The following is a 26,510-nucleotide window of genomic DNA, read 5'->3' as shown; positions in this document are numbered from 1 at the left end:
GTTTGTTTTGTCCTTCAGCGTTACGTAAATCCGGAGCACCTTTCACGTGAGCGAACAGCCCAAGAGCGGCGGCAAGCCCGGCAAGACGGCCAAGCCGTACCGCAGGCCCAAGAAGGACCCCGTCCGGATGCTGGCCTTCGAGGTGCTGCGGGCGGTGGACGAGCGTGACGCGTACGCGAACCTCGTGCTGCCCCCGCTGCTGAAGAAGGCACGCAAGGACGAGACCTTCCAGGCGCGGGACGCGGCGCTGGCCACCGAGCTCGTCTACGGGACCCTGCGCCGCCAGGGCACGTACGACGCGGTCATCAAGGCCTGCATCGACCGGCCCCTGCGCGAGGTCGACCCGCCGGTGCTCGACGTGCTCTCGCTCGGCGCGCACCAGCTGCTCGGGACCCGGATCCCCACCCACGCGGCGGTGTCCGCGAGCGTGGAGCTGGCCCGGGTGGTGCTCGGCGACGGGCGGGCGAAGTTCGTCAACGCGGTGCTGCGGAAGATCTCCGCGCACGACCTGGAGGGGTGGCTTGAGAAGGTCGCCCCGCCGTACGAGGACGATGCCGAGGAACACCTCGCGGTCTTCCACTCGCACCCGAGGTGGGTCGTCAGCGCCCTGTGGGACTCCCTCGGCGGCGGCCGGGCCGGGATCGAGGACCTGCTGGAGGCCGACAACGAACGGCCCGAGGTCACCCTCGTGGCACGGCCCGGACGGTCCACGGCCCAGGAACTGCTGGAGGCGGTGGGCGAGGACTCGGCGCTGCCCGGACGCTGGTCCCCGTACGCGGTCCGGATGGCCGAGGGCGGCGAACCGGGTGCGCTGGAAGCGGTGCGCGAAGGTCGCGCCGGTGTCCAGGACGAAGGCAGCCAGCTCGTGGCGATGGCCCTGGCGGCCGTCCCCGTCGAGGGCCGTGACGAGCGCTGGCTGGACGGATGCGCCGGACCGGGCGGCAAGGCCGCGCTGCTCGCGGCGCTCGCCGCCCAGCGCGGGGCGTTCCTGCTGGCCTCCGAGAAGCAGCCCCACCGGGCCCGGCTGGTCGAGCGCGCGCTCGCCGGCAACCCGGGCCCCTACCAGGTCATCACGGCCGACGGAACGCGCCCGCCGTGGCTGCCGGGCTCCTTCGACCGCGTTCTGATGGACGTGCCCTGCTCGGGCCTCGGCGCGCTGCGCCGCCGCCCGGAGGCGCGCTGGCGCCGCCGCCCGGAGGACCTGGAGAGCTTCGCACCGCTCCAGCGCGGGCTGCTGCGCGAGGCGCTCTCGGCCGTCCGGGTGGGCGGCGTGGTGGGCTACGCGACGTGCTCGCCGCACCTGGCGGAGACCCGGGTGGTGGTGGAGGACGTACTGAAGGGCCGGGGCGCCGGTGCGGCCCCGATCGCCGCGGAACTGATCGACGCGCGACCGTACATGCAGGAGGTCCCGGCCCTGGGCGACGGCCCGGACGTGCAGCTGTGGCCGCACCTGCACGGGACGGACGCGATGTATCTGGCGCTGATCCGGAGGACTGGGTAGGGGGACTGGGTAGCGGGGGCGGGGCGGGCCGGGGGGGTCGCCCCGGCCCGGGAGGCCGGGGGTCCGGGAGCGGAGCGTCATGCGACGGCGGTGCCCTCCAGCTCCACCAACTGGCCGGGGATCGCCAGCCGCGTCACCCCGAGCATGGTGGTGGTCGGCGCCACCTGTGCGGCGCCCAGCCGGGACGCCAGCTCGCCGTAGTGCCGGAAGAGCAGGTCGACGTCGGTCGTGTAGACGTTGAGCCGGACCAGGTTCGCGAGCGACATGCCCGCCTCGGCGAGCACGGCCTCCACGTTGTCGATGCTCAGCGCCAGCTGCGCCGCCATGTCACCGTCGTGCTCGGGCTTGCCGTCGGCGCTCATCGCGGTCTGGCCCGAGATGTAGAGGGTCCGGGTGTGGCCGGAGACGACCTCGCCCTGGTTGAAGCCCATGTCGACGGACCAGGTCACGGGGTTGACGGGGGTGCGGTGGATTGCCATGTCCAGCTCCATCTGTCGTTGTGCAGGGCCCTGTTGGGCCCGTAAGACCTTGTGATGAAGAGCTTCGCAATGAATCACGACACCCTCTGTCATGTATTCCGATAGAGTTTTTTCATGCGCGCAGATCGGCTGGTCTCGCTCGTGCTGCTGCTGCGTCAGCGCGGTCGGCTGACCGCGGACGCACTGGCCGGCGAGCTGGAGGTGTCCACCCGTACGGTGCTGCGCGACATCGAGGCGCTGTCGGCGGCCGGGGTCCCGGTCTACGCCGAACGCGGCCGGCACGGCGGCTTCGCGTTGTCGCCCGGATTCCGCACCGAGCTCACCGGCGTGAACCACGAGGAGACCCTCGCCCTGCTGGCCGCCGGATCGGGACGCGGTGAGCAGGTGTTCGGCCTGGGACCGGCGCTCGCTTCGGCGATGCGGAAGGTGGTCGACGCGCTGCCCGAGAGCCATCGGGCCGTCGCGCATGACGCGGCCCAGCGCTTTCTCGTCGACCCGGAGGGCGACCTGCTCTCGCGCCGGCTGGTCGCCGAGGAGGTACCCGGCACCACGATGACCGAGGTACGCCGCGCGGTGCTCGCCGGACACAAGCTGCGGATCCACTACGCGGCCGCGGGCGGGACGCCGCAGTGGCGGACGGTGGACCCGATAGGGCTGGTCACCGTACGGGACCGGGGCTACTTGCTGGCCACGAGGTCCGGTGAGGACCGCACGTACCGGCTGTCGCGCGTGCTGGCCGCCGAGGAACTCCCGGAGGCGGCGGAGCGGCCGAACCGGGTCGATCTGGACCGGATCTGGCAGGAACGCTCCGCGCAGTTCCTGTCCGGCGGCGACCACATCGCCGTGCTGCTCCGGGTGAACCCGGCGCGCAGGGAGGACCTGCTGAACACGGCACTGGCGGTCCGCGCGGAGGAGCCCGACGCCGACGCGGAGGGCTGGCTGCGCCTGGAGGTGACCTTCCAGGATTCCCGACATGCCCAGTGGGCACTGTGGCAGCTCGGCACGGACGGCGAAGCCCTGGCACCGGAGTCGCTGCGCACGCTGCTGCGGGAGCGGGCTGAGGCGGTTGCGGCGCGTTACGGGGGTGGGGGGTAGGGGTGGGGAGGGCGGTGGTGGGGTGACGGGTTGGGGGCTTGGGCTGCGGGGTGGGCGGGGGCGTTGACAGGGTCCGGGGGGAGCCCGGCAGTCCAGTGTCCTTTCGGGGTGGGCCGGTCCCTCAAGGGCGCTCCCTGCGGTCGCGTCGCTTCGCGATGGCCTTCGGCCACCCTTGACCGACCGGCCCACCCCGAAACGCCACAAGACTTCCGGGATCCCCCCGGGGAACGGCCGGGAGGGACGAGTGGGGAGGGGCGGGCAGGCCGGAGAGGCGCAGCCTGCCTGTGGCCGGTGGGCATCTGGACACGGCCCCGGCAGGACCGTGACCTCAGCCAGCACAGAGGCGCGGGGCGATCAGAGCATCCAGGGCCGGGCGTCCGGACACCCTTCCCGTGACGGTCGACAGCCACTAGGAGCGAGAGGGGGACGAGAAGCCCCTCAGAGTCGGTGGGCGCGATAGATCGCTACACACTCCCGCTCGGCTAAGCGACTACCCACCGGCCGTGGCTGATCTAGCTGAACTGGCTGAATTGGACGAATTGGATGAATTGGGCGGGGTGTGAGGGAGGTTGTCTCGGAGATCCTCGGCGCGGAGGAGGTCGTCGGCCAGGGAGGTGCGGTCAGCGGCCGGGAGGGGGATCTGGTCGGCCTCGGAGAGTAGGCGGGCGGCTAGGTCGGTGTCGTCCAGGTGGACTGCCATGGCGGCGCGGAGGATGAGGGCTTTGACGCGGGCCGGGGGAGGGACGTCGGTGGAAAGGAGGCGGTCGAGGATCTTGGCGGCGGCCGGGTAGTCCTCTTTGGAATCGCCGAGCAATGAGGCCATGTGGAGGGCCTTCGCCACCGGTTCCTTCGGAACCGGGGAGTGGTGGAGGTCTTCGCTGATCGGTTGGCCGATGCGAATGCTGTTGCCACCCGGGTCGGCCATGATGAACTGCCGCACCCCGTAGGTCGTGTCCTTCAGCGGACCGATGCGGGGGAGGCCACGGGTCGGGATCTTGCCCAGTTCTCGCTTCAGTCCGCTACGGAACTTCGCGTACAGACCGTCCACGTCGTCGGTCGTGATGTAGCAAGCGCCGTACGATGCGGCCGGCTCGAAGCCCTTTATCGCCATGAACTGCAACTCGACGTCACCGTGCCGCACGATGGCATAGGCGTACGGACGTTCTTGATAGAACGTGACCTCGAAACCCAGGGCCTTGTAGAAGTCGACTGTCTCGGGGATGGACCTGCACGGGAGTATTGCCGCCAGCTTCTCGCTCATCCTCCGACCGTAGGACCATCCACCCCAGCTAGTCAAACTTGATTACCTCTCCCTCTCGCACCCTTCTAGATCAGCCACGGACGGTGGGTAGTCGCTTAGCCGAGTGGGAGTGTGTAGCGATCTGTCGCGCCCCCCGACCCTGAGGCCGTCCTCATCCCCCTCTAGCTCCTAGTGGCTGTCGACGGTCACGGGAAGGGTGTCCAGCCCCCCGGCCCTGGATGCTCTGACCGCCCCGCGCCTCCGTACCGGCTGAGCTCACGGTCCTGCCGGGGCGGTGCATGGATGTCCACCGGCCGGAGGGGGCTGCGCACAGCCAACCGGCCCGCCCCTCCCCCCTCCTCCCCCCGGACCCTGTCAACGCCCCGCCCACCCCGCAGCGCAAGCCCCCAACCCGTCACCCCACCACCGCCCTCCCCACCCCCACCCCCCACTTCCGGGGTAGTGGCCGGAAGCCGTCGACGGCATGGCACGCTTGGGGCATGGCCGTTCAGATCAATCCCAGCATCTTGTCCGCCGACTTCGCCCGGCTCGCCGAGGAGGCGAAGGCCGTTCAGGGGGCCGACTGGCTGCATGTCGACGTCATGGACAATCACTTCGTCCCGAACCTCACCCTCGGCGTGCCGGTCGTGGAGTCGCTGAGCCGGGCTACGGACATCCCGCTCGATCTGCACCTGATGATCGAGGACCCCGACCGCTGGGCCCCCCAGTACATCGAGGCCGGCGCGGGTTCCGTGACCTTCCACGCCGAGGCCGCCGCAGCCCCCGTGCGGCTCGCGCGGGAGATCCGGGCCAAGGGGGCGCGCGCGTCCATGGCGCTGAAGCCGGCGACGCCCATCGAGCAGTACGAGGACATCCTTCCCGAGCTCGACATGCTGCTGATCATGACGGTGGAGCCCGGCTTCGGCGGCCAGCCCTTCCTCGACATCATGCTGCCCAAGATCCGCCGGACCCGGGAGCTGATCTCCAGGCACGGTCTGGAGCTGTGGCTGCAGGTCGACGGAGGCGTCTCCGCCACGACCATCGAGCGGTGCGCGGAGGCCGGCGCGGACGTGTTCGTCGCGGGCAGCGCCGTATACGGAGCGGTCGATCCGGCGGCAGCCGTTCGCACGCTGCGTGACCAGGCGGGTGCGGCGATCGCTGCTGCGCCCTGGGCTTGCAACCACTGAAACAAGGCTTGGTGAACAGCTCGGTGAACGGGAGCTGTCCAGGCTGATCAACGGCCGTCGGATCTGACAGGATGAACGGCGAGTCGAGAGTGTGAACACGATGGTGTGAACAGCAGTGAGGAGAACGCGGTGTCTGCAATGTCGGCGGGACGGTCAGCCCTGCGGATGGGACCCGCGGAGCTGGTGCAGGCGGCGGCCATGGCGCGCCGCTTCTACCTGGAGGGGAAGTCCAAGATCCAGATCGCCGAGGAGTTCGGCGTGAGCCGCTTCAAGGTGGCCCGGGTCCTGGAGACCGCCCTGGAGCGCGACCTCGTACGCATCGAGATCCGCGTACCGGCGGAGCTGGACGCGGAGCGGTCCGACGCGCTGCGCGCCCGGTACGGGCTGCGGCACGCCGTGGTCGTCGAGTCCCCGGCCGATGCGACCGAGGACGCGCCGGACCCCGAGAACCTCGGTGCCGTGGCCGCCGATCTGCTGGGCGAGCTCGTCAACGAAGGCGACGTACTGGGCCTGGCCTGGGGTCGCTCCACCATCCACATGGCCGCCTCCCTGCACCGGCTGCCTCCGTGCACGGTCGTCCAGCTGACGGGCGTGTACGACGCCGGTACGGCCGAGCGCGGGTCCGTGGAGGCCGTGCGCAGGGCCGCGCAGGTGTCGGGCGGCGACGCCCACCCGATCTACGCGCCGATGCTGCTGCCCGATCCGGCCACCGCGGCGGCCCTGCGCAACCAGACGGGGATCGCGCGGGCCTTCGAGTACTTCGACAAGGTGACGGTCGCCGCCGTCTCCATCGGGTCCTGGGAGCCGGGCATCTCCACCGTCCACGACATGCTGAGCGACGAGGAGCGGGCGCACTACGCCTCGCTGGGCGTCGCGGCCGAGATGTCGGCCCATCTGTTCGACGCCGAAGGGCGTCGGGTCGGGCGGGACCTCGGCGAGCGGTGCATCACCGTGGAGGCCGACCGGCTGCGCCGGATCCCCGAGGTCGTCGCCATCGCCGGCGGGCTGCGCAAGGCGTCCGCGATCGGTGCGGTGCTGCGCTCGGGGCTCGTGACGAGCCTGGTCACCGACACCGCCGTCGCGGACTACCTGCTGACCGAATCGGAGCCCGGTTTGCGGCCGGCGCTGGAGCGGGCCGACCCCGACGAGTGATTGTTCGGATTGGTCCGATTGTCCGGACGAATGCCGGTCAAACGCGGGCACGTGAGGTTCGCCGATGCGGATGGTGCCGTAATTGAGATCCGAACGGCGGACCGTTCAGCGGCCCGCTGGGCGCATACTGGGTGCAATGACAAAGTCCGCAGTACCTCGCCGCCATCTGCCGTCCAGCCCGTTCAAGGCCCCCGTGGAAGCGCCGCTCCGGCACTTCAGCGTCGGCGACCGGGTTTCTCACGATGAGCACGGCCTCGGCCGTGTCGTCGCCGTTGAGGAGGGGATCGCTGTCCTCGTCGAATTCGGGCCTGAGGTCCGTAAGCGCATCCTGAGTCCGTACACCAAGATGTCCGCCCTCTGAAGACACCGCGCGATTCGCGGGAGAATCGGATATTTGGCACGATCGGTGCATGATCTTTCGGAACGTGCCCCGATCGTTGCTGCGTTTGCTGGGGGCCGTGTTCCTCTGCGCGGCGCTGGTCGGTGCGGTGGGTTGCAGCGGGAAGAAACCCGCGTCCGCCGCGGCCACCAGTACGAGCGCGAGCGCCGGCTCCGGCGTTGACGTTGCCCCGAGCGGGGCGGCGAGTTCCGCCGTGCCGACGCCCGGATGGGCGAAGGGCATGGCGACGGTACGGGCTTCGGCATTGCCGCAGCAGGCCCGGGACGTGCTGACGCTGATCGACAAGGGCGGGCCGTACCAGTACCGGCAGGACGGGACCGTCTTCGGCAATTTCGAGAAGGTCCTGCCGCAGAAGAAGCGCGGCTACTACCACGAGTTCACCGTGAAGACGCCCGGTGAGCGGGACCGTGGGGCCCGGCGCATCGTGACCGGTGGGGGCGGGGAGTTCTTCTACACGGACGACCACTACGAGACCTTCAAGGCGGTTCTCCGATGACCTTGGACCCGCGGCCCATGGCCCCCGCGCTCGAAGCGGCCGAGGCCGCCGGGTGGGCGACCGTACGGCTGGATCTGGACGGCGTACGGAGCAAGGCGGAGCTGATGCGGAGGTGTGGGGCCGCGTTGTCGGTCCCCGAGTACTTCGGGGGGAACTGGGACGCGCTGGCCGATGCGCTGCGGGATCTGTCGTGGCTGCCGGCTGCGCCGGGGCGGCTGCTGGTCGTGACCTCCTGGCGGGGCTATGCGGAGGCGCGGTCCGCGGACTGGGAGACGCTGCGCGAGATCCTCGAGGAGGCCGTCGATTTCTGGCGGGCCGAGTCCGAGGGCGAGGGTGACGCGCCCGGGTTGACGGTGCTGCTCGCCGAGTCCGGCCCGGGGCCGGCTGCCGGGGCTCCGCCCCGGACCCCGCGCCTCAAGCGCCGGCGGGGCTGAATGTGCCCGGGCCGGGTCGGATGCCACGGCGGGGCTGAAGGATTCGGGGCTCCGCCCCGGACCCCGCGCCTCAAACGCCGGCGAGGCTGGATTTGCCCCGGCGGGGCCGGATGGGCACGGCGGAGTCGGACGGTGCGGCGGGGCTGAACGTGCCCCGGCGGAGCCCAGGGGCTCCGCCGGGTGTGTGGTCAGGACTTCGGGATCCAGGGTGGGGTCTGGCCCCAGGACCAGACCGGGATGTCGGCCGCGTCGACCGGGGGTGGGTTGGGGCCCGAGTAGATCAGGGCCATGCGGGTGCCCCACTCGATGTAGTACGCGAAGACCGCGCGGAACTCGGGGTCCGTGGGCAGGCCCACCTCGTCGGCCGTGTCCGACAGGAGGTCCACCCAGCGGCGGCGCTGCTGTTCGGTGATGCCGCGGCCCAGGTGTTTGGTGGCCATGTGCTGGTGGCCGCCGTGGGACGCGGTGTACTGCTTCGGGCCGCCGAAGACCTCCGCCAGCCAGACCGCCACGTGCTGGGGGTGCTCGGAGTCCATGCCGGCGAAGACCGGGGCCAGGATCTCGTCCCGCAGGGCGTGTGCGTAGAAGACGTCCGTGAGGCGGTTCATCGCCTCCTCGCCGCCCATCCACTCGTAGATGGTGGGCGTCGGAGGCTTGGTGTCCGGGGTGGTGTCGGGTGTGGTGCTCATGACGGGGTGGAAGCCTTTCCGGGGCCGGCCACCTTGGTGACGAGGTAGTGCTGCATTTCCTCGATGGCCGTGACGTACGGGCGGATCGCGCTGAAGAACGCGGGGAAGTGCTCGCCCTTGCGGAATCCGTTCAGGTGGGCGTCGATCGAGGTCCAGCGGATGCGCAGGATGTAGCGCTCGGGCTCTTCATCGCAGCGGGCCAGTTCGAAGTCGATGCACTCCGGCGAGGCGGCCAGGGCTTCGGAGGCCCTGACGTACGCGTCCTCGAAAGCCGGCTGGTCGTCCAATGCGATCCGGTAGCGGATGTATTCGACGGTGGTGGTCATGGTGCGGGCCTCTCCCTGGGGTCGGGCGTTGATCGCCGGTGGTCCGTGCCAGGTTTGCGCGATCTTGCGGGCGCGGGGAGATCTTTCGCCGTTATGACCCGGACTTCTGGGAGTCGGCGAGGTCCGGACCCTCGGCGCGGACCTGCTGGACCCGGTCCAGGGACTCGCGCAGGTCCGTGAGCCAGGTGTCGGTGTTGCGTCCGACCAGGCGGACGCACCAGGCCAGGGCGTCGGCGCGGCTGCGGGCGACGCCGCCCGCGACCAGGGTGTCGAGGACCTGGCGTTCGGGCTGGCGCAAGCGGGTCATGACGGGGACCGCGAGGTGTGTGAAGAGGGTCAGGTCCTCGCCCGACTGCGCGGCCCAGGACACCTTGCGGCGGTAGAGCTCCTCCGCGTCCCGGGCGACTTCCATGCGCTGTTCGCGGGTGCGCTCGCGGAAGGCCGCGACCGTCTCCGTCTCGGGGATCGCGCCGACGACGGTGATCTCCTCCCGGTCGACCGTGACCGAGAGGAGCGAGGTGTAGACGTCCACCGGCAGGTGCTCGGCGAACCAGGTGCGGAGCTGTTCGTTCTGCTCGGTTGTAATCATGTAATCAACGGTGCGTCCGGCCCGCCCTTGATCGCAAGTGGATCGGCGCGGGTCGGCGCGATGTTCGCTCTCAGCCCATCGACCGGTAGCGGTGGATCAGGGAGACCGCCATGGCTCCCTCGCCCACGCCCGAGGCGACGCGTTTGACCGAGTGGGCCCGTACGTCCCCCGCCGCGAAGACCCCGGGGACGCTGGTCTCCAGCGGGTACGGGGCGCGCTCCAGGCTCCATTCCGCCGGGAGCTCGCCGCCGTTGGAGATCAGGTCCGAGCCGGTGAGGAGGAAGCCGTACTCGTCCCGCTCCACCACCCCGGCCAGCCACTGCGTGTGCGGGCGGGCGCCGATGAAGGTGAACATGAAGCGGGCCGGGACCTCCTTGTCCTCGCCGGTCCCGGAGTCGTGCAGGGTCAGGCGTTCGAGGTGGTCCTCGCCGTGCAGGCGGACGACCGTCGTGTGCACCCGCACCTCGATGTTGGGGGTCCGGTCGATCTCGTCGATCAGGTAGCGGGACATGCTGTCGTCGAGCGAGGCCGCGCGGACCAGGATCGTGACCCGGGCGGCGTACTTGGCGAAGTGCACGGCCGCCTGGCCGGCCGAGTTGGCCCCGCCCACGATGAACACGTGCTGCGAGATGCACGCCGAGCTCTCCGTGGTCGCCGCGCCGTAGTAGAGCCCGGCGCCCTCGAAGCGGTCGGCGCCGGGGGCGTCCAGGCGGTTGTAGGCGACCCCGGTCGCCAGGAGCACCGTCTCGGCGCTGATCTCCGTACCGTCGGCCAGGGTCAGGATCTTCGCCGGGTCGTCGCGGGTCAGCGAGGTCACCTCCACCGGGTGCAGGATCTCGGCGCCGAAGCGGGAGGCCTGGATGGTGGCGCGGCGGGTCAGGTCGCCGCCCGAGAGGCCCGAGGGGAAGCCGAGGTAGTTCTCGATCAGGCTGGAGGTGCCGGCCTGGCCGCCCGGGGCGCGGGAGTCCAGCATGAGTGTCGACAGGCCCTCGGAGGCCGAGTACACCCCGGCCGCGAGGCCCGCCGGGCCCGCGCCGACGATGACGCACTCGTAGTGCGGGCGCGAGGCGGTGGTGGCCAGGCCCAGGCGCTGGGCGAGCTGGGTGTCCGTCGGCGCGGAGACCACCGAGCCGTCCGGGAAGCGGACCAGGGGCAGGGCGGCGTCGGGCTGGGCGGCGGCGATCACGGTCAGCGCCTCGGGGTCGCGCTCCACGTTGAGGAAGCGGAAGGGCTGGCCGTTGCGGGTGAAGAAGTCCCGGACGGCGTGGGTGCCGGGGGAGACCAGGTGGCCCGCGACGATGATCCCGTCGTACGCCGGGCGGTAGGTGGCGAGCCAGTCGGAGAGCAGGTCGTCCAGCACCGGGAAGAGCCGCTCGTGCGGGGGGTCCCAGGGCTTGAGCAGGTAGTAGTCCAGACGGACCCGGTTGATGGCGGTGATCGCCGCGTCCGTCTCGGCGTACGCGGTGAGCAGCACGCGGCGGGCGTCGGGGAAGCGGCTGACGGCCTCCAGCAGGAACTCGACCCCGGTGACGTCCGGCATCCGCTGGTCGACGAGGAAGAGCGCCGGGTCGTGGCCGCGCTCGTCGAGGGAGTCCAGGATCTTGAGCGCGTCGGCGGCCGAGGAGGCGCCGAGCACCCGGTAGCGGTCGCCGTACGCGCTGCGCAGGTCGCGGCGGACGGCGCGCAGCACCTGCGGGTCGTCGTCCACGGCCAGGATGACGGGCTTGCGGTTCTCCGCGCGCGCCGCGGCTTCGGCGCTCGCGGCGGGGGTGCTCGTGGCGGCGGTGCCCGTGGGCGCGGTGCCGGCGCTCTCCGGGGCCGCGCTCACGCCGGGTCCAGCATCAGCTTGTCGGCGTAGCACCAGGCCCAGTCCTCGCCGGGCTCGTGGGAGGCGGCGATGGGGTGGCCGGTGGTCCCGTAGTGCCGGGTGGCGTGACGGTTCTTCGAGGAATCGCAGCAGCCGACGTGTCCGCAGCTGAGGCACATCCGCAGGTGCACCCAGGCGTCACCGGAGACGAGGCACTCCTCGCAGCCCTCGGTGCCGGGTTTCACCGGACGTATCGACTCGATGTGGGTGCACAACAGGTCCATCGTCATCGTCCCCGTCCCTCTCTCGCGCTCCCGCGCTCTCGCGCATCGCGCCCGTGATTGCAGCGCGCCCGTGATTCCGGCGCGTCCAGACCATAAGACGGGGCCCCGGCGACGGTTCAGTGATTCGGACGAAGTCAGGTAGTCCTGAAGCTACTTCATGACCTCGCCGGACGACTTCCTGAGGTGCCCCCATGACCTGGGCGACTACCTCACGAAGTCGCACACCAGCGCTTTGACGGGAACCCCGGGCGCGGCCAGTGTGGGGGACGCCAACGACAACAGGCGGCGCCTGGAGGAATCCGTGAGCAGAAAGATTCTGGTCATTGTCTCCGAACACGGTTACTGGGCCGAGGAACTGATCGGCCCCGTATCCCAGTTCGACGAGAAGGGCTATGAAGTCGTATTCGCCACGCCGACCGGAAAGCGTGCCCACGCTCTCCCGCCGAGCCTCGACGCGAACTACATCGATCCTCCGCTGGGACGCTCGGTCACCACCGAGGAGAACGCCCGGCTGGGCCGGGAGTTCGAGCAGTCGAGCCGGCTCGACTCCCCCCTCGACATCGAAGCGTGGGCCCCCGAGCGCCCGTACACGAGCGACTCGGCCTATCTGCCCAAGCTGGAGCAGTACCACCGCGATCTGGACAAGCTGCAGGCCGACATCGCCGGCTTCGACGCGGTGCTCATCGTGGGCGGCAGCGGTCCGATCGTCGACCTCGCCAACAACGAGCGCGTGCACGCCCTGATCCTCGCCTTCAAGAACGCGGGCAAGGTCGTCGCCGCCGAGTGCTACGGCGTCGCCTGCCTGGCCTTCGCCCGGGACTGGGGCGACCGCCGCAGCATCATCTGGGGCAAGCACGTGACCGGCCACTGCAAGGAGTACGACTACAAGGACGGCACCGGATTCCTCGGTACCGATTTCAACATGGGGCCGCCGCCGTATCCGCTGGAGTACATCCTGCGCGATGCCACCGGGCCGCGCGGCGCGTACCACGGGAATTTCGGCCATCCCCTTTCGGTGATCGTCGACTTCCCCTTCGTGACCGGTCGTTCGACCCCGGATTCCTATCTCACGGGGCAGAAGATCGTGGAAGTCCTGGAGAACGGTCTCACCCGGTACGGCTGGTAATTGGCGGCAACTCCGGCACGACGGTACGCAAAGGAGGGGGAGTTCGATGAGTTCTGGAGCCACTCCCGGACGGGAAAGGCTGATCGACCAGTTCAAGGCCGACGGCCTGAACGTCATGTTCGGAAATCCGGGGACGGTGGAACAGGGATTCCTCGACGCGGTCGACGCGGCGGAGGACTTCCACTACGTCCTCGCCCTCCAGGAGACGGTGGCCGCCGGCATCGCCGACGGCTACGCCCGGGCCACCGGCGGGGCGGCGCTGCTCCAGCTCCACTCCGGGGTGGGGCTGGGCAACGGCATCGGCATGCTCTACCAGTCGCTGCGCGGCCACACCCCGCTCGTCGTGGTCGCCGGTGACGCCGGGGTGCGCTACGACGCCATGGACGCGCAGATGGCGTCCGACCTGGTGGCGATGGCGAAGCCGGTGACCAAGTACGCGACCCGGGTCACCGACCGGCACTCCGTGCTCCGCACGATCCGCCGGGCGGTGAAGATCGCCCTGACCCCGCCGCGCGGCCCGGTGTTCGTGGCGCTGCCGATGGACGTGCTGGACGAGCTCAACTCCGAGCTCGTGCTGCCCGCCACGGTGCCCCTCACGGACGTGGCGCCCTCGCCCGCCTCGGTGGGGCGGGCGGCCGAGCTGCTGGCCTCCGCCGAGCGGCCGGTCGTCCTCGTCGGGGACGGGGTCTCCCTCTCCGGGGCGCAGCGCGAACTCGTCGCCGTCGCCGAGCTGCTGGGCGCCGACGTGTACGAGGTCGACTCCTCGGAGGTGAACATCGCGGCCTCGCACCCGCTGCGCCGCGGTCAGACCGGCCACATGTTCGGCCCGCACAGCAAGGAGCTGATCGGCAACGCGGACGGGGTGCTGATCGTCGGCACCTACGTCTTCCCCGAGGTGTTCCCGGAGCTGGAGAGCCCCTTCCGGGCCGGCGCGCGGGTCGTGCACATCGACCTGAACGCCTACGAGATCGCCAAGAACCACCCGGTGGACCTCGGGCTCGCCGCCGATCCCCGGCAGGCGCTGCGCGCGCTGGCCGGCGTACTGGACCACGTGCTCACCCCCGCGCAGCGGGCGGCGGCGGCCGGGCGGCTGGACGCGCGGACCCGGGAGCGGGTGCGGGCGGACCAGGCCGAGCGGGAGGCCAAGGGCTCCGAAGAGGCAGCCGGTTCGCCGATGGCGGTCTTCCTGCGGACGCTGGCCGAGCGCACCGGCGGGGACCTGATCGTCTTCGACGAGGCGCTGACCACCTCTCCGCTGGTCACCCGGTACCTGCCGCCGGAGCGGCCGGGCGACTACCACCTCACCCGGGGCGGATCGCTGGGCGTGGGCTTCCCGGGCGCGGTCGGCGTGAAGCTGGCCCGGCCGGAGCGGCTCGTCGTCGGCTTCGCGGGCGACGGCGGCTCGATGTACACCTACCAGGCGCTGTGGACCGCGGCCCGGCACGGCATCGACGCCAAGTTCGTGGTCTGCAACAACCGCAAGTACCGGCTGCTGGACGACAACATCGCCCAGTACTGGCGGGAGCGGGAGATTCCGCAGCACGGTTTCCCGGGTTCCTTCGACCTCTCGCACCCCGAGATCGACTTCGCCGCTCTGGCCCGGTCGCTCGGGGCGGGCGGGATGCGGGTGGAGAAGCCCGACGAGGCGATCGCCGCGGTGGGCCGGATGCTCGCCCACCCCGGGCCGTTCCTCGTGGACATACAAATCTGACACCGCCACAGACAGGAGGAGACCGCATGCCCGCCGAGCGGCTGACCGAGGACGCGATCCGCGATTTCGCCGAGAAGTGGTACGTGGCCCTGGACCAGCACGTCCAGCCGGACCAGGTGCTGGCCCTGATCACCGAGGACCTGGAGTTCAAGGTCCCGGAGGACACCTTCCTCGGCCACCAGGGCTTCGGCCGCTGGTACGAGGCGGTCACCAACCGCTTCTTCGACGAGGTGCACACGGTCACCAAGGTGGAGCCCGTCATCGAGGGCGACCGGGCGATCGTCCGGGTCCTCGTCAACTGGCAGGCCAAGATCTGGGACCCGCCGGCCGCCCGCAGCGTGTGGCTCGGCTTCGACGCCGACCAGACCTGGACCGTGGTCACCGGCCCCGACGGGCCGCTGATCCGGCAGTACACCGTCAACGAACTGGCGCCCATGCCCGGTTCAGCCTCCCTCTGAGCGCCGAAGGAGAAGCGACGATGACCGAAGTGACACGGGAACGGGTCGAGGCGGCGTACCGCGCCCTCGGCTCCGGCGACCGGGCCAGGATCCTGGAGTACTACGCGGAGGACCTGCGCTGGCAGGTCCCCGGCAACCACCCGCTCGCCGGCTGGTACGAGAGCCTGGACGCCTTCCTGGAGCTGATGGGCCAGACCCACAAGCTCACGGGCGGCACCTTCCGCATGGACATCGAAGCGGTCCTCGTCGGCGAGGACTGCAGCGCGGACGTCTGCCGCAACGTCGCCGTGCGCGGCGGCGCCGACGAGTCGAGCAACTCCCCGTACGAGCGGATGGACTACCCGGTCTTCCACTTCATGCGCTGGCGCGACGGCCGGATCGTCGAGGGCCACGACGGTCTCTTCGGCGACACGGCCACCGCCTTCAGCCAGTTCTGGGCGCCCTTCGCCCCGGACGGAACCCGCAGGGACGGATAGGGGGATGAGCGCCATGGACGCGCGGCAGATCTTGCAGAAGTACTACGAGTACGCCAACGCCGGTGACTGGGACAGCTGGTGCGACCTGTTCGCCGAGGACCAGGTCATGGACGAGCAGCTCGCCGGCCACATCGAGGGCCTGGAGACGCTGCGGTCGATGATGAAGGGCATGGGGGCCATGTACCGGGTCTTCCGCAACGAGCCCGTGCACTTCCTCGTCGACGGGGAGAAGGCCGCGGCCGTCTCCCACCTGACCGCGGTCACCCCCACCGGGGCGGAGATCGAGGCCGAGGTCATGAACTTCTTCCGGATCGTGGACGGAAAGATCGCCTACATGGCGAACTACCACGACACGGTTCCCTTCCAGGTGCTCGGCCAGGGCTGAGGGGGCGCGCGATGGCCGTGGATGAGTACGACTACATCGTCGTGGGCTCCGGCACCGCCGGCAGCGTCCTGGCGAACCGGCTCTCCGAGGACCCGGACGTCACCGTCCTGGTCCTGGAGGCGGGGGCCGGCCGCATCCCTCCCGAGGTGGACGATCCGTCCTCCTGGTACAAGCTGCTCGGCGGACCCGTCGACTGGGGTTACACCAGCGTCCCGCAGCCCGGCCTGGACGGCCGCCGCACCTACGAACCGCGCGGCAAGGCCCCCGGGGGCAGCAGCAACCTCTACATCATGATGCACATCCGGGGCCACGCCTCGGACTTCGACAACTGGGCCTACCAGGGCGCGGCCGGCTGGGCGCACGAGGACGTCCTGCCCTACTTCTCGCTGCTGGAGGGCCAGGAGGACGCCACCGCGCCGACCACCGGCACCCGCGGGCCGCAGCGGATCACCCACGCCGGGCGACACGGCCCCAACCCGGTCTCCCGCGCCTTCATCGACGCCGCCGTCGAGCTCGGGCACGAGGAGATCGCCGACTTCAACACCGACGGGCCGCGGCGCGGACTCTTCGGCACCGGCTGGCACCACATCGACGTGGCGGACGGCCGCCGCCAGGGCGTCCTCGCCGCCTACCTGGAACCGGCGCTCGACCGCTCCAACCTGACCCTGCGCACCAGTGCGCAGAGCACCCGGCTGCTCTTCGACGGGGACACCTGCACGGGTGTGGAGTACGTCCAGCTCCAGGCCCCCGCTGAGATCCCCGGCCGGACCGTGCGCGACGGGCACAGCACCGCCCCCGAGCCCGGGCCGCACACCGTACGGGCCCGCCGGGAGGTGATCGTGGCCGCCGGGGCGATCGAATCGCCGAAGCTGCTGCTGCTCTCCGGGATCGGGCACCCCGAGCAGCTGCGCGAGCACGGCATCGGGACCGTCGCGGAGCTGCCCGGGGTCGGGGAGAACTTCCACAACCACGTACTGACCGGGCTGATGGCCGAGGTCACCCAGGAACTGCCGCCACCCGCACAGAACTTGTCGGAGAGCGCGCTGTTCCTCTCGTCCCGGCCCGGGCTGCCGGCGCCGGACCTGCAGATCGCCTTCGTTCACGTGCCCTTCGACGTGATCGTCGGTCAGGACCACCCGAACACGGTGTCCATCCTGCCCGGTGTCGTCCGGCCCGTCTCGCGGGGCTGGATCAAGCTGGCGAGCGCCGATCCGCTGGCCCACCCGCTGATCCACCCCAACTACCTGGGTGACCGCTGGGACCTGGAGCGGATGGTGCAGGGCGTCAAGACCGCCCGGGAGATCTTCGCGACCTCCGCCTTCTCGCCCTGGTACAAGCAGGAGCTCCAGCCCGGACCCGGCTACGTGTCCGACGAGGACCTGCGCACCTTCGTGAAGCAGAAGTCGGAGAGCTACCACCACCAGGCCGGCTCCTGCCGGATGGGCATCGACGACCTCTCCGTCGTCGACCCGGAACTGCGGGTGCACGGCGTACGGAACCTGCGCGTCGTCGACGCGAGCGTGATGCCCGCCGTCCCGTCGGGCAACTGCCACACCGCCATCGCGATGATCGCCGAGCGCGCGGCGGACTTCCTGAAGGGGGTGTCCCGTGCCTGATGTGGTCCTGCGCGAGGGTGCGTTGACCGGAACCCGGATCGCGGTCCTGGTCGAGAGCGACTTCTACGAGCCGGAGATCTTCTACTACGGCCACCGGTTCGCGGAGGAGGGCGCCGAGGTCGACTTCCTGACCCGGCTGTGGGGCAACGACTCCATCACCTTCTCCGGGCACGAGTACCGGGCGCCGTTCACCGCGACCCAGTCCCTGGAGGGGCTGAGCGACGAGGACCTGCGGCGCTACTCGGCGATCATCGTGCCCTCGGGCATGGTGGCCGACCGGCTGCGCTACACCGAGGACGTGGACGTGCTGGCCCCGGCGACGGAGCTGCTGCGCCGGGCCTTCGAGGAGCCGACGGTCCTCAAGGGGATCATCTGCCACGGCATGTGGCTGGCCGCCTCGATCCCGGACAAGGTGCGCGGCCGCAAGGTCGTCTGCCACAACAACCTCATCGGTGACGTCCGGAACATGGGCGGCGAGTACGTGGACGAGGACGTGGTCGTCGACGGCGACCTGGTCACCGGCCGCACCGGGGCCCACCACCACCTGTTCGCCCGCCGGATCATCGAGCTGATCGCCGCCGACCGGGGCACGCGGGCCAAGGGGGACCAGAGCCGCCGGGGCACCGGCTGATGGCCCCGATGGTCTGGTCGCACGTGGGCCTGAACTGCGCCGACCAGAAGACCACCGAGGACTTCTACACCCGGTACTTCGGCTTCACCCGGGCCCGGGTGGTCGACCTCGGAGACGCACAGATCATCTTCCTCCGCCAGGGGGACGTGTACCTGGAGCTCTTCGCGGCGGGCACCGAGCCGGCCGAGACGGCCCAGCACGACGGGCCGGCGGCACCGGGCCGGATGCGCCACCTGGCCTTCCAGACCGACAGCGTGGACGGCTTCCTGGCCACGCTCGGCGAAGCGGCCGAAGTGACCCTGGGGCCACTGGACTTCGACGATTTCATCTGCGGCTGGCGGACCGTGTGGGTCCGCGATCCCGACGGGGTGATCGTCGAAGTCAGCCAGGGATTCGAGGACGAACACGGTCAACACGACAAGGACGGTGCATGACATGGCGGACGCCGTGAGCTTCTCCTTCTCCGACACGATCGCCGGCTACGTCGGCCGCTTCGACTCCGGAACCCGGCTGCTGAGGCTGAAGACCTCGGACGGCCGCGAGTTCGACGTCTCCCTGGCCGGGGACCCCAGCGCCGAGCTGGTCCGCAACCTGGACGAGCCGTACATCGACGCCTCCGGGCACATCGACGAGATGCTCTCGCCGGGACGGTTCCTCTACGTCTACGGGGTGCACTACCCCGAGCAGGGCGGCCGCTTCGAGGCCAAGCGCCTGGTGTTCCTGGGCCGCGGGGCCGAGGACTACCGCTTCGAGGAGCCCAGCTGGTGGATCAAGCAGATCGAGTCGCTGGCCGACTTCTACAAGCGGGCGCAGTTCGGCGACGGGCCGGTGGACTTCACCGAGTACCGCACCGAGGTCCGGCTCGGCGGTGACAAGACCGCCAGTCATGTCCAGGAGACCGACACGATCTCCCGCCTGGTCTACGGCATGGCCTCGGCCTACCTGCTGACCGGCAAGGACGAGTACCTGGAGGTCGCCGAGCGCGGCACCGAGTACCTGCGCAAGCACATGCGCGTCGTGGACAGCGAGGAGGACGTGGTCTTCTGGTACCACGGCATCAGCGTCGACGGGGACAGCGAACGCAAACTGTTCACCTCGGAGTTCTCCGACGACTACGACGCGATCCCGATGTACGAGCAGATCTACGCGCTGGCCGGCCCGATCCAGACCTACCGGGTCACCGGCGACATCCGGATCAAGAACGACGCGGACGCCACGATCCGGCTGTTCGACAAGTTCTTCAAGGACCCGGAGCAGGGCGGCTACTACTCGCACATCGACCCGATCCTCTTCAGCGCCGACCACGAGTCCCTCGGGGAGAACGCGGAGCGCAAGAACTGGAACTCGGTCGGCGACCACGCGCCCGCGTACCTGATCAACCTGTACCTGGCGACCGGCGAGCAGAGCTACGCCGACTTCCTCGAGTACACCTTCGACACGATCGCGGACAAGTTCCCGGACTACAAGAACAGCCCCTTCGTCCAGGAGCGCTTCTTCCGCGACTGGTCCCACGACACCGCGCACAGCTGGCAGCAGAACCGCGCGGTCGTCGGCCACAACCTCAAGATCGCCTGGAACCTGATGCGGATGAACTCGCTGAAGGCCAAGCCGGCCTACGAGGAGCTCGCCCGCAAGATCGGCGAGATCATGCCGGCCGTCGGCAGCGACGTGCAGCGCGGAGGCTGGTACGACGTGGTCGAGCGCGTCAAGTCCGGGGACGAGGAGGCGTATCGTTTCGCCTGGCACGACCGCAAGGCCTGGTGGCAGCAGGAGCAGGCGATCCTCGCCTACCTCATCCTGAACGGCACCGTCGGCGGTGACGGCTTCCTGCGCGAGGCCCGGCAGGCGGAGGCCTTCTACAACACCTTCTTCCTCGACCACGACGAGGGTGCCGTCTACTTCAACGTCCTCGCGAGCGGGACCCCGTACCTGCTCGGGACCGAGCGGCTCAAGGGCAGCCACTCGATGTCCATGTACCACTCGGCGGAGCTCTGCTACCTGTCCGCCGTCTACAACAACCTGCTCATCAACGGCCGGGAGATGGACTTCCACTTCCAGCCCGACCCGACGAACCTGCCCGACCGCGTGCTGCGCGTCTCGCCCGACCTGCTCCCCGCCGGCTCGGTGCGGATCGCGTCCGTCGAGATCGACGAGAAGCCGTACACGGACTTCGACGCCGACGGACTCACCGTCCGGCTGCCCGACGTCCAGGGCCGGGTCAAGGTCAAGGTCCGGCTGCGCCCGACCGCCCAGTAGCGCTCAACGGGGGCGCCCCACTCAGAGGGGAATGCAATGACCCTGAACGTGAAGGAACGCCGCAACAAGGCGGGCACCGTACTCGTCGCCATCGGCGAGATCAACAGTGAGACCTCCGGATCGCTGCTGCAGACGCTGCTGCCGCTGGTCCGCGAGGGCCGGCCGCTGCGCATCGACCTGACGGCCGTCACCTACGTCTCCAGCGCCGGGCTGCGCACCCTGCTCGTCGTCTACCGCGAGGCCCAGCACGCCGGGGTCGCCGTCACCCTCTACGGGGTGAGCGAGGAAGTCCGGTTCGTCATGTCGGCCACCGGCTTCCTCGACTTCTTCTCCACGGGCGAGGCCGAGGCGGCCGCCGCCAAGACGGCCGCCAAGGCCGCCGCGAAGCCAGTCGCCAGGGCCGCGCGATGAGCGAGTCGTCGTCCGAACAGGTGCTGCGCGTCGACGCGTACCCGACCCACGAGGTGGGCGGGTACCGCGTCCGCGCCGGCAAACCGTTCCCCTTCGGGGCCAACGTGGTCCCCGGCGGGGTCAGCTTCTCCGTCTTCTCCGACCAGGCCACCTCCATGACCCTGGTCATCTACAAGCGCGGAGAGCCCGAGCCGATGGCCGAACTGGAGTTCCCCCAGGAATTCCGCACCGGCAGCGTCTTCGCCATGACGGTCTTCGGCCTCGATCACGAGAACATCGAGTACGGGTACCGGGCCGACGGACCGTACGACCCCGTCACCGGCCACCGCTTCGACGCCCGCCAGGTGCTCTCGGACCCCTACGCCCGGCTGATCGCGGGCCGTGACGTGTGGGGCGTCGAGCCGGACCGCAGCCGCGGCTACCAGTACCGCTCCCGCGTCTGCCTCCAGGACTTCGACTGGGGCGACGACACCCCGCTGGGCATCCCCGCCGAGGACCTCGTGGTGTACGAGACCCACGTGCGCGGCTTCACCCGGCACCCCTCCTCGCAGGTCACGGCCCCCGGCACCTTCGCGGGGCTGCGGGAGAAGATCCCGTACCTGAAGGAACTCGGGATCAACTGCATCGAACTGCTGCCGGTGTTCGAGTTCGACGAGAGCGACAACCCGCGGCACAACCCGGAGACGGGCGAGCAGCTCTTCGACTACTGGGGCTACAACACCGTCTCCTTCTTCGCCCCCAAGGCCGGCTACGCGGCCACCGGACGCTACGGCATGCAGGGCGACGAGTTCCGCACCCTGATCAAGGACCTGCACGCGGCCGGCATCGAGGTCATCCTCGACGTGGTCTTCAACCACACGGCGGAGGGCAACGAGCAGGGCCCCACCATCTCCTTCAAGGGGCTCGACAACGCCACGTACTACATGCTCACGCCCGAGGGGTACTACTTCAACTTCAGCGGCACCGGCAACACCGTCAACTGCAACCACCCCGTCGTGCGCAACTTCGTCCTCGACTGCCTGCGCCACTGGGTCGCCGACTATCACATCGACGGGTTCCGCTTCGACCTCGCGGCCATCCTCGGCCGCTCCGCGGACGGCACTCCGCTGCCCAACCCGCCGCTGTTGGAACTGCTCGCCTACGACCCGGTCCTGCGGCACACCAAGCTCATCGCCGAGGCCTGGGACGCCGGCGGCCTCTACGAGGTCGGCAACTTCCCGGCGTACGGCCGCTGGGCGGAGTGGAACGGCAAGTACCGCGACACCGTACGCAGCTTCCTCAAGGGCGACCCCGGGATCACCGGGGAACTCGCCACCCGCGTCGCGGGATCGCCCGACCTCTACTCCACCCGCGGGACCTCGGCGTCGGTCAACTTCCTGACCGCGCACGACGGTTTCAGCCTGGCCGACCTGGTCTCGTACAACGACAAGCACAACGATGCCAACGGTGAGGGCAACAACGACGGCGGCAACGACAACGCCAGCTGGAACTGCGGGGCCGAGGGACCGACCGACGATCCCGAGGTCAACGCGCTGCGGCTGCGCCAGATGAAGAACGCCCTGGCCATCCTCTTCACCAGTCAGGGCATCCCGATGCTGCTGTCCGGCGACGAGGTGGCGCGCACCCAGCAGGGCAACAACAACACGTACTGCCAGGACAACGAACTGTCCTGGTTCGACTGGAGCCAGGTCGACGAGAACTCCGAACTGCTTCGGTTCACGCGGGAGATGATCGCCTTCCGCAAGCACCACCGCGAACTGCGCTCCACCTCCCACCCCACCGGACAGCTCCGCGACAGCCTCGGGCTGCCCGACATCAGCTGGCACGGGGAGCGGGCCTGGCAGCCCGACTGGTCGGCGGAGAGCCGACTGCTCGCGGTGGCCCGCTGCGGCACCGGTGACGACGACGTGGTGTACGCGGCCATGAACTCCCACTGGGAGGCGCACGACCTGGAACTGCCCGCCCTCCCGGGCGGCCGCAGCTGGCACCTCTTCGCGGACACCGGGGCCGAGGCCCCGTACGACATCCGCACCCCCGGCGCCGAAGTCGAACTGGAGAACGCCGGCAAGTACCTGATCGGTCCGCGCTCCGTCGTGATCCTGGTCGGCCGCACGCCCGACGCCGATCTCTAGCCCACGCACCGAAGGAGACCTGACATGCCGCTTTCCGTGTCCCTGAGCATCGAGGGCGACACCACCGTGATCGAGCTGGACGGCGAACTGGACGCCAAGACCGCGCCGGACTTCCACCAGACCATCGAGAAGGCCGCCGGCCACGGCACTAGCACCGTCGAGATCCGCATGGCCGGGGTCGGCTACATGGCCAGCGCCGGACTGCGCTCCCTGGTCTTCGCCCAGCAGAAGGTGGGGGAGCACGTCACCATCAAGGTGGTCGGCGCCATCGAGCCCGTCGCCCGGACCATCCGGACGGCCGGGCTCGACCGCAGCATCGTGCTCTCCGACGACTGAGTCCGATGGACGAGGCGGTCACGACGGAAAGGATGTCCGCCGAGCTGGAAGTGCCCGCCACCCTGGGGGCACTGGGCGACATCGCCGCGCTCGTCCGGCGGCTGGCCGGGAGCGCGGGCCTGGGCAAGGGCGCCTCGTACCGGATCCGGCTGGCCGTGGACGAGCTGGCCACCAACATCGTGATGCACGGGTACCGGGGCGGCGACGGACGGATCACCGTCCGGGGCCGCTCCGGGCCGGGCCGGGTACGGATCCGCATCGAGGACCACGCCCCGGCCTTCGACCCCGTTCAGGGGAGACTGCCGCCCGAACCGCACACCGCTCCCGAGCGGCGCCGGATCGGCGGACTCGGCATCCACCTCGCACTGACCAGCGTGGACGAGTTCGACTACGTACGCAGGGACGGCCGCAACATCAGCACGCTGACTGTGATGGCTGAGGGGACGGACCCATGCCCTCCACTACCGTGATCATCCTCGACCAGTACCCGCCACCTCCCCTCGAACTCCTCGGAGCGCTGGAGGAGATGGGTGCGGAACTCGTCCCGCGTACGCTGGCCGAACTGCTGGCCGGCCCACTGGAGGAGCTGCCCGAAGCGGACGTGCTGCTCGCCCCGGCCCAGGCCGACGGGGAGTCCGTGCGGACCGTCGTACGCCGACTGCGCCGCTGGGGCGGTGCCCCCATCGTGGTCGTCTGGACCGTGACGGAGTTCGCCGCCCTGGAGGAACATGTCCGGATCGGCCACGACTACCTCGTACCCCCCTTCCTGCCCGCCCTCGTCGGGGCCCGGCTGCACAGCTGCTCGGAGCGCGCCGGACTCGGCCGCACCCTGCGCGAAGCCGACGCCCGCGCCGAACTGATGGGCTATGAGAAGGAGTTGGAGATCGGCCGGGAGATCCAGGCCGGCTTCCTGCCGGAATCGCTGCCGGTCCCGGAGGGCTGGGAGATCGACGTGTGCTTCCGGCCCGCCCGGCAGGTCGCCGGGGACTTCTACGACGTCTTCGAGCTCTCCCGCGGCAGGCGCCTGGCCTTCGTCGTCGCCGACGTCTGTGACAAGGGGGTCGGAGCCGCGCTCTTCATGGCGCTCATCCGTTCCCTGCTGCGGCACACCGCCGAGAACAGCGGCCTCCAGCACCTGGTGGCCGCCGGCCGCACCGGCAACAGCCGGCGCATCCCGGTGGTGGGTGCCACCCCGCTCCTCAACGCGGTCACCGCCACCAACGGCTACCTGACCCGCAACCACCTGCGGCAGGGCTATTTCGCCACCCTCTTCTTCGGGGTGCTCGACCCGCTCACCGGATCCCTCGTCTACATCAACGGCGGCCACAACCCGCCGCTGCTGCTGGACGCGGACGGTGGCGAGCCCCGCGCGCTGGAGGTCACGGGCCCCGCCGTCGGAGTACTTCCGGACTGTGTGTACACGCTTGGCTACGCCCAGTTGGACCCGGGTGACACGCTCTTCGTGTTCACCGACGGAGTGCCCGAGGCGCGCTGCCCCAGCGGCGGTTTCCTCGGCGACGAGCGGATGCTGCAGCTGCTGTCCGGCCCCCCGGTCAGCGGCAGGGAGGTGGTCGACCGGATGGACACCGCGGTACGCGAACACACCGGAACAGCCGAACAGCACGACGACGTCACCATGCTGGCCCTGCACCGGCCACGCGCGGCGCGGGGGCCGCACGCGGGCGGGGCCGATCGCCAGGTCGTCGCCTGATGACCCGGACCATCGTGGTGCACTCGTACCGCGGCGGTACCGGAAAGTCCTCGGTACTGGCGAACCTGGCCCTGCTCCTGGCGGGCGAGGGGCGCCGGGTGGGGGTGATCGACACGGACATCCAGTCGCCCACCCTGGACCTGCTCTTCCGGCTCCGCCCCGGCCCGTCCCTGGCCGACTACCTGCTCGGCCGGTGCGAGATCGAGGCCGCCGCCCAGGAGGTCGCCACGAGCTGCGGCCGCAGCCTGTACGTCGTACCGGCGCGGACCGGGACGGCGGCGCTGCGGGAACTCATGACCACCGGCTACGACGTGGGGCTGCTGCCCGAGGGCTTCGACCGGCTGGCCGTGACCCACTCCCTGGACGTCCTGCTGCTCGACACCCACGCCGGGCTCAACAACGAGTCGGTCACCGCGATGGCGAGCGCCGACGTCCTGCTGATCATGGCCCGGGCCGACCGGGTCGACCTCCTCGGCGTCGAGGAGACCATCGCCCTGACCGGCCGGCTCGCCTGCCGGCGGACCCTGGTGATGAGCATGGCGCCCGAGGGCATCGACCGGGAGGCCGCCCGGCGGCGGGCCGAGGAGGTCTACCGTACGCCGTTGGCCGGAATCCTTCCCTATGTTCCGGAAATGGCCGCGCTCTACGGGGAACGCATATTCTCCGAAGCCCATCCCGACCATCCCCTGGTCGGTGAATTCCGCACCATCATCTCGGCGTTGGACGCACGTGACGAAGTATCGCGGGCCTGGCGCCTCCCCCTTACGCCCCTAGCGGGGGGCGTGTTGAATCGGCAGCGAATCCAGACAGACCAAGGAGAAGAGTCATGAAGATTCTCGTCGTCATGACGGCCAAGGCCACGCTTCATCTGCTGGACGGGGAACAACACCCCTCGGGTTTCTGGGCCGAGGAATTCGCCGTTCCCTACACCCTCTTCAAGAACGCGGGCCACACCGTGGACGTGGCGACGATCGCGGGCCGGACCCCGACGGTCGACGCGACCAGCATCGATCCCCAGTTCCTCCGGTGGGTCCGCCCCCAGGGCTCCGCGGACACGGACACGGCCAGTGCCCTGGAGTACAGCCGCGTCATAGAGAACACCCCGCAGCTGAGAAACCCGATCGCCCTGGAGGCCCTGGGCGAGAAGGACATCGCCGACTACGACGGCATCTACATCAGCGGTGGCCACGGGGCCATCGGTGACCTGCCCAAGTCCGACGAGCTCGCGCAGATCCTGCGCTGGGCCATCGCCCAGGACAAGCCCCTGGCCACGGTCTGCCACGGGCACACCGCCCTGCTGGCCCTGCGCGACGGCGAGGGCCAGTGGCCCTTCGCGGGCTACCGGATGACCGCCTTCTCGCACAGCGAGGAGCTGGTCACCAACATGGCCGGCCGGCTCCCGCTGATCCTGGAGGCCGAACTCACCCGGCTCGGCGCCCGCTACGAGAAGGCCGACGCGATCTGGGACTCGCACGTGGTGGTGGACCGCAAGCTCACCACCGGCCAGAACCCCTACTCCTCCAAGGCCCTCGCGGAGACGTTCTTACGTCAGCTCGCGCAGGGCTAGCCGTAGGGGGTGTCC

General features: G+C 70.0%; 30 protein-coding genes. 23 read left to right on the top strand and 7 right to left on the bottom strand.

Features of this window, described 5'->3' with window-relative positions; translation table 11 throughout:
• Positions 1-46: 46 nt before the first annotated feature.
• Positions 47-1,501 (top strand): RsmB/NOP family class I SAM-dependent RNA methyltransferase, encoded by a 1,455-nt coding sequence (locus OG435_RS10190; RefSeq protein ID WP_266876498.1) that lies wholly within the window; start codon positions 47-49, stop codon positions 1,499-1,501.
• A gap of 77 nt (positions 1,502-1,578) precedes the next feature.
• Here the strand turns inward: OG435_RS10190 and OG435_RS10185 are convergent, their stop codons facing one another.
• Positions 1,579-1,980 carry a RidA family protein gene (locus OG435_RS10185; protein WP_430625604.1) on the bottom strand — a complete coding sequence of 134 codons (402 nt, stop codon included), beginning with the start codon at positions 1,978-1,980 and terminating at the stop codon, positions 1,579-1,581.
• A gap of 114 nt (positions 1,981-2,094) precedes the next feature.
• On the opposite strand from OG435_RS10185, the gene OG435_RS10180 reads away from it, so the two are divergent.
• Complete coding sequence (locus tag OG435_RS10180; RefSeq protein WP_266876497.1) at positions 2,095-3,075, top strand: helix-turn-helix transcriptional regulator; 981 nt, start codon at positions 2,095-2,097, stop codon at positions 3,073-3,075.
• 490 nt (positions 3,076-3,565) lie between these two features.
• Here OG435_RS10180 and OG435_RS10175 read toward each other — a convergent pair whose 3' ends face one another.
• Entirely contained in the window at positions 3,566-4,336 is a 771-nt protein-coding gene (locus OG435_RS10175) for a bleomycin resistance protein (RefSeq protein WP_266876496.1), read from the bottom strand.
• 479 nt (positions 4,337-4,815) lie between these two features.
• Between OG435_RS10175 and rpe the strand changes: the two genes are divergently transcribed.
• The 5 genes from rpe to OG435_RS10150 all read left to right on the top strand — a co-directional run bounded on the left by rpe (position 4,816) and on the right by OG435_RS10150 (position 7,984).
• Entirely contained in the window at positions 4,816-5,502 is a 687-nt protein-coding gene (gene rpe / locus OG435_RS10170; RefSeq protein WP_266876495.1) for a ribulose-phosphate 3-epimerase, read from the top strand.
• A gap of 138 nt (positions 5,503-5,640) precedes the next feature.
• Positions 5,641-6,654: a sugar-binding transcriptional regulator gene (locus tag OG435_RS10165; RefSeq protein WP_243334549.1), complete on the top strand. Its 1,014-nt coding sequence runs from the start codon at positions 5,641-5,643 to the stop codon at positions 6,652-6,654.
• A gap of 136 nt (positions 6,655-6,790) precedes the next feature.
• Positions 6,791-7,015, top strand: a complete 225-nt coding sequence (locus OG435_RS10160; protein ID WP_243334368.1) for a hypothetical protein — start codon at positions 6,791-6,793, stop codon at positions 7,013-7,015.
• A 304-nt stretch (positions 7,016-7,319) separates the two neighbouring features.
• Positions 7,320-7,550 carry a ribonuclease domain-containing protein gene (locus OG435_RS50680; protein WP_430625749.1) on the top strand — a complete coding sequence of 77 codons (231 nt, stop codon included), beginning with the start codon at positions 7,320-7,322 and terminating at the stop codon, positions 7,548-7,550.
• On the top strand, positions 7,547-7,984 hold the full coding sequence (locus OG435_RS10150) for a barstar family protein (protein WP_266876493.1): 438 nt from the start codon (positions 7,547-7,549) through the stop codon (positions 7,982-7,984). The genes OG435_RS50680 and OG435_RS10150 overlap by 4 nt, the downstream gene beginning before the upstream one ends.
• A 188-nt stretch (positions 7,985-8,172) precedes the next feature.
• Here OG435_RS10150 and OG435_RS50105 read toward each other — a convergent pair whose 3' ends face one another.
• The 5 genes from OG435_RS50105 to OG435_RS10130 form a co-directional block, all read right to left on the bottom strand.
• A complete protein-coding gene (locus OG435_RS50105) occupies positions 8,173-8,673 on the bottom strand; it encodes a group II truncated hemoglobin (protein WP_323187812.1) in 501 nt (166 codons plus the stop codon).
• The gene (locus OG435_RS50100) at positions 8,670-8,999 is read right to left on the bottom strand and encodes a putative quinol monooxygenase (protein WP_323187811.1); all 330 of its coding nucleotides are present in this window, start codon (positions 8,997-8,999) and stop codon (positions 8,670-8,672) included. The genes OG435_RS50105 and OG435_RS50100 overlap by 4 nt, the downstream gene beginning before the upstream one ends.
• 91 nt (positions 9,000-9,090) lie before the next feature.
• Complete coding sequence (locus OG435_RS10140; RefSeq protein ID WP_266876492.1) at positions 9,091-9,588, bottom strand: hypothetical protein; 498 nt, start codon at positions 9,586-9,588, stop codon at positions 9,091-9,093.
• 70 nt (positions 9,589-9,658) lie between these two features.
• Positions 9,659-11,302, bottom strand: a complete 1,644-nt coding sequence (locus OG435_RS10135; RefSeq protein WP_266881605.1) for an FAD-dependent oxidoreductase — start codon at positions 11,300-11,302, stop codon at positions 9,659-9,661.
• A gap of 110 nt (positions 11,303-11,412) precedes the next feature.
• Complete coding sequence (locus tag OG435_RS10130; protein WP_266876491.1) at positions 11,413-11,685, bottom strand: UBP-type zinc finger domain-containing protein; 273 nt, start codon at positions 11,683-11,685, stop codon at positions 11,413-11,415.
• A gap of 295 nt (positions 11,686-11,980) precedes the next feature.
• Between OG435_RS10130 and OG435_RS10125 the strand changes: the two genes are divergently transcribed.
• The 16 genes from OG435_RS10125 to OG435_RS10050 are packed head-to-tail and all read left to right on the top strand — an operon-like array spanning position 11,981 to position 26,495.
• Positions 11,981-12,805, top strand: coding sequence for a type 1 glutamine amidotransferase domain-containing protein (locus tag OG435_RS10125; protein ID WP_266876490.1), 825 nt, complete (start codon positions 11,981-11,983; stop codon positions 12,803-12,805).
• Between the two features lie 46 nt (positions 12,806-12,851).
• Positions 12,852-14,516, top strand: a complete 1,665-nt coding sequence (locus tag OG435_RS10120) for a thiamine pyrophosphate-binding protein (protein ID WP_266876489.1) — start codon at positions 12,852-12,854, stop codon at positions 14,514-14,516.
• A gap of 26 nt (positions 14,517-14,542) precedes the next feature.
• Entirely contained in the window at positions 14,543-14,974 is a 432-nt protein-coding gene (locus OG435_RS10115) for a nuclear transport factor 2 family protein (protein ID WP_266876488.1), read from the top strand.
• A 20-nt stretch (positions 14,975-14,994) separates the two neighbouring features.
• Positions 14,995-15,450, top strand: a complete 456-nt coding sequence (locus OG435_RS10110; RefSeq protein ID WP_266876487.1) for a nuclear transport factor 2 family protein — start codon at positions 14,995-14,997, stop codon at positions 15,448-15,450.
• 4 nt (positions 15,451-15,454) lie between these two features.
• On the top strand, positions 15,455-15,835 hold the full coding sequence (locus tag OG435_RS10105) for a nuclear transport factor 2 family protein (protein ID WP_323187810.1): 381 nt from the start codon (positions 15,455-15,457) through the stop codon (positions 15,833-15,835).
• Positions 15,836-15,846: 11 nt separating this feature from the next.
• Entirely contained in the window at positions 15,847-17,451 is a 1,605-nt protein-coding gene (locus tag OG435_RS10100; protein ID WP_266876486.1) for a GMC family oxidoreductase, read from the top strand.
• Positions 17,444-18,082, top strand: coding sequence for a DJ-1/PfpI family protein (locus OG435_RS10095; RefSeq protein ID WP_266876485.1), 639 nt, complete (start codon positions 17,444-17,446; stop codon positions 18,080-18,082). The genes OG435_RS10100 and OG435_RS10095 overlap by 8 nt, the downstream gene beginning before the upstream one ends.
• Complete coding sequence (locus tag OG435_RS10090; RefSeq protein ID WP_266876484.1) at positions 18,082-18,516, top strand: VOC family protein; 435 nt, start codon at positions 18,082-18,084, stop codon at positions 18,514-18,516. Before OG435_RS10095 ends, OG435_RS10090 begins: the two co-directional genes overlap by 1 nt.
• Position 18,517: 1 nt before the next feature.
• Positions 18,518-20,338, top strand: coding sequence for an AGE family epimerase/isomerase (locus OG435_RS10085; protein WP_266876483.1), 1,821 nt, complete (start codon positions 18,518-18,520; stop codon positions 20,336-20,338).
• 36 nt (positions 20,339-20,374) lie between these two features.
• Positions 20,375-20,749, top strand: coding sequence for an STAS domain-containing protein (locus OG435_RS10080; RefSeq protein ID WP_266876482.1), 375 nt, complete (start codon positions 20,375-20,377; stop codon positions 20,747-20,749).
• A complete protein-coding gene (gene glgX / locus OG435_RS10075) occupies positions 20,746-22,881 on the top strand; it encodes a glycogen debranching protein GlgX (RefSeq protein WP_266876481.1) in 2,136 nt (711 codons plus the stop codon). The genes OG435_RS10080 and glgX overlap by 4 nt, the downstream gene beginning before the upstream one ends.
• A 24-nt stretch (positions 22,882-22,905) precedes the next feature.
• A complete protein-coding gene (locus tag OG435_RS10070; protein WP_266876480.1) occupies positions 22,906-23,217 on the top strand; it encodes an STAS domain-containing protein in 312 nt (103 codons plus the stop codon).
• 32 nt (positions 23,218-23,249) lie between these two features.
• Positions 23,250-23,687, top strand: coding sequence for an ATP-binding protein (locus OG435_RS10065; protein WP_266876479.1), 438 nt, complete (start codon positions 23,250-23,252; stop codon positions 23,685-23,687).
• A complete protein-coding gene (locus OG435_RS10060) occupies positions 23,669-24,928 on the top strand; it encodes a PP2C family protein-serine/threonine phosphatase (protein ID WP_266876478.1) in 1,260 nt (419 codons plus the stop codon). The genes OG435_RS10065 and OG435_RS10060 overlap by 19 nt, the downstream gene beginning before the upstream one ends.
• A complete protein-coding gene (locus OG435_RS10055; RefSeq protein ID WP_266876477.1) occupies positions 24,928-25,758 on the top strand; it encodes a MinD/ParA family ATP-binding protein in 831 nt (276 codons plus the stop codon). Before OG435_RS10060 ends, OG435_RS10055 begins: the two co-directional genes overlap by 1 nt.
• Positions 25,755-26,495, top strand: coding sequence for a type 1 glutamine amidotransferase domain-containing protein (locus tag OG435_RS10050; protein ID WP_266876476.1), 741 nt, complete (start codon positions 25,755-25,757; stop codon positions 26,493-26,495). Before OG435_RS10055 ends, OG435_RS10050 begins: the two co-directional genes overlap by 4 nt.
• Positions 26,496-26,510: the final 15 nt, after the last annotated feature.

This window comes from Streptomyces sp. NBC_01264 (assembly GCF_026340675.1).
In the GTDB taxonomy this organism is placed as follows: domain Bacteria; phylum Actinomycetota; class Actinomycetes; order Streptomycetales; family Streptomycetaceae; genus Streptomyces.
This window is presented reverse-complemented; position numbering and strand designations above follow the sequence as displayed.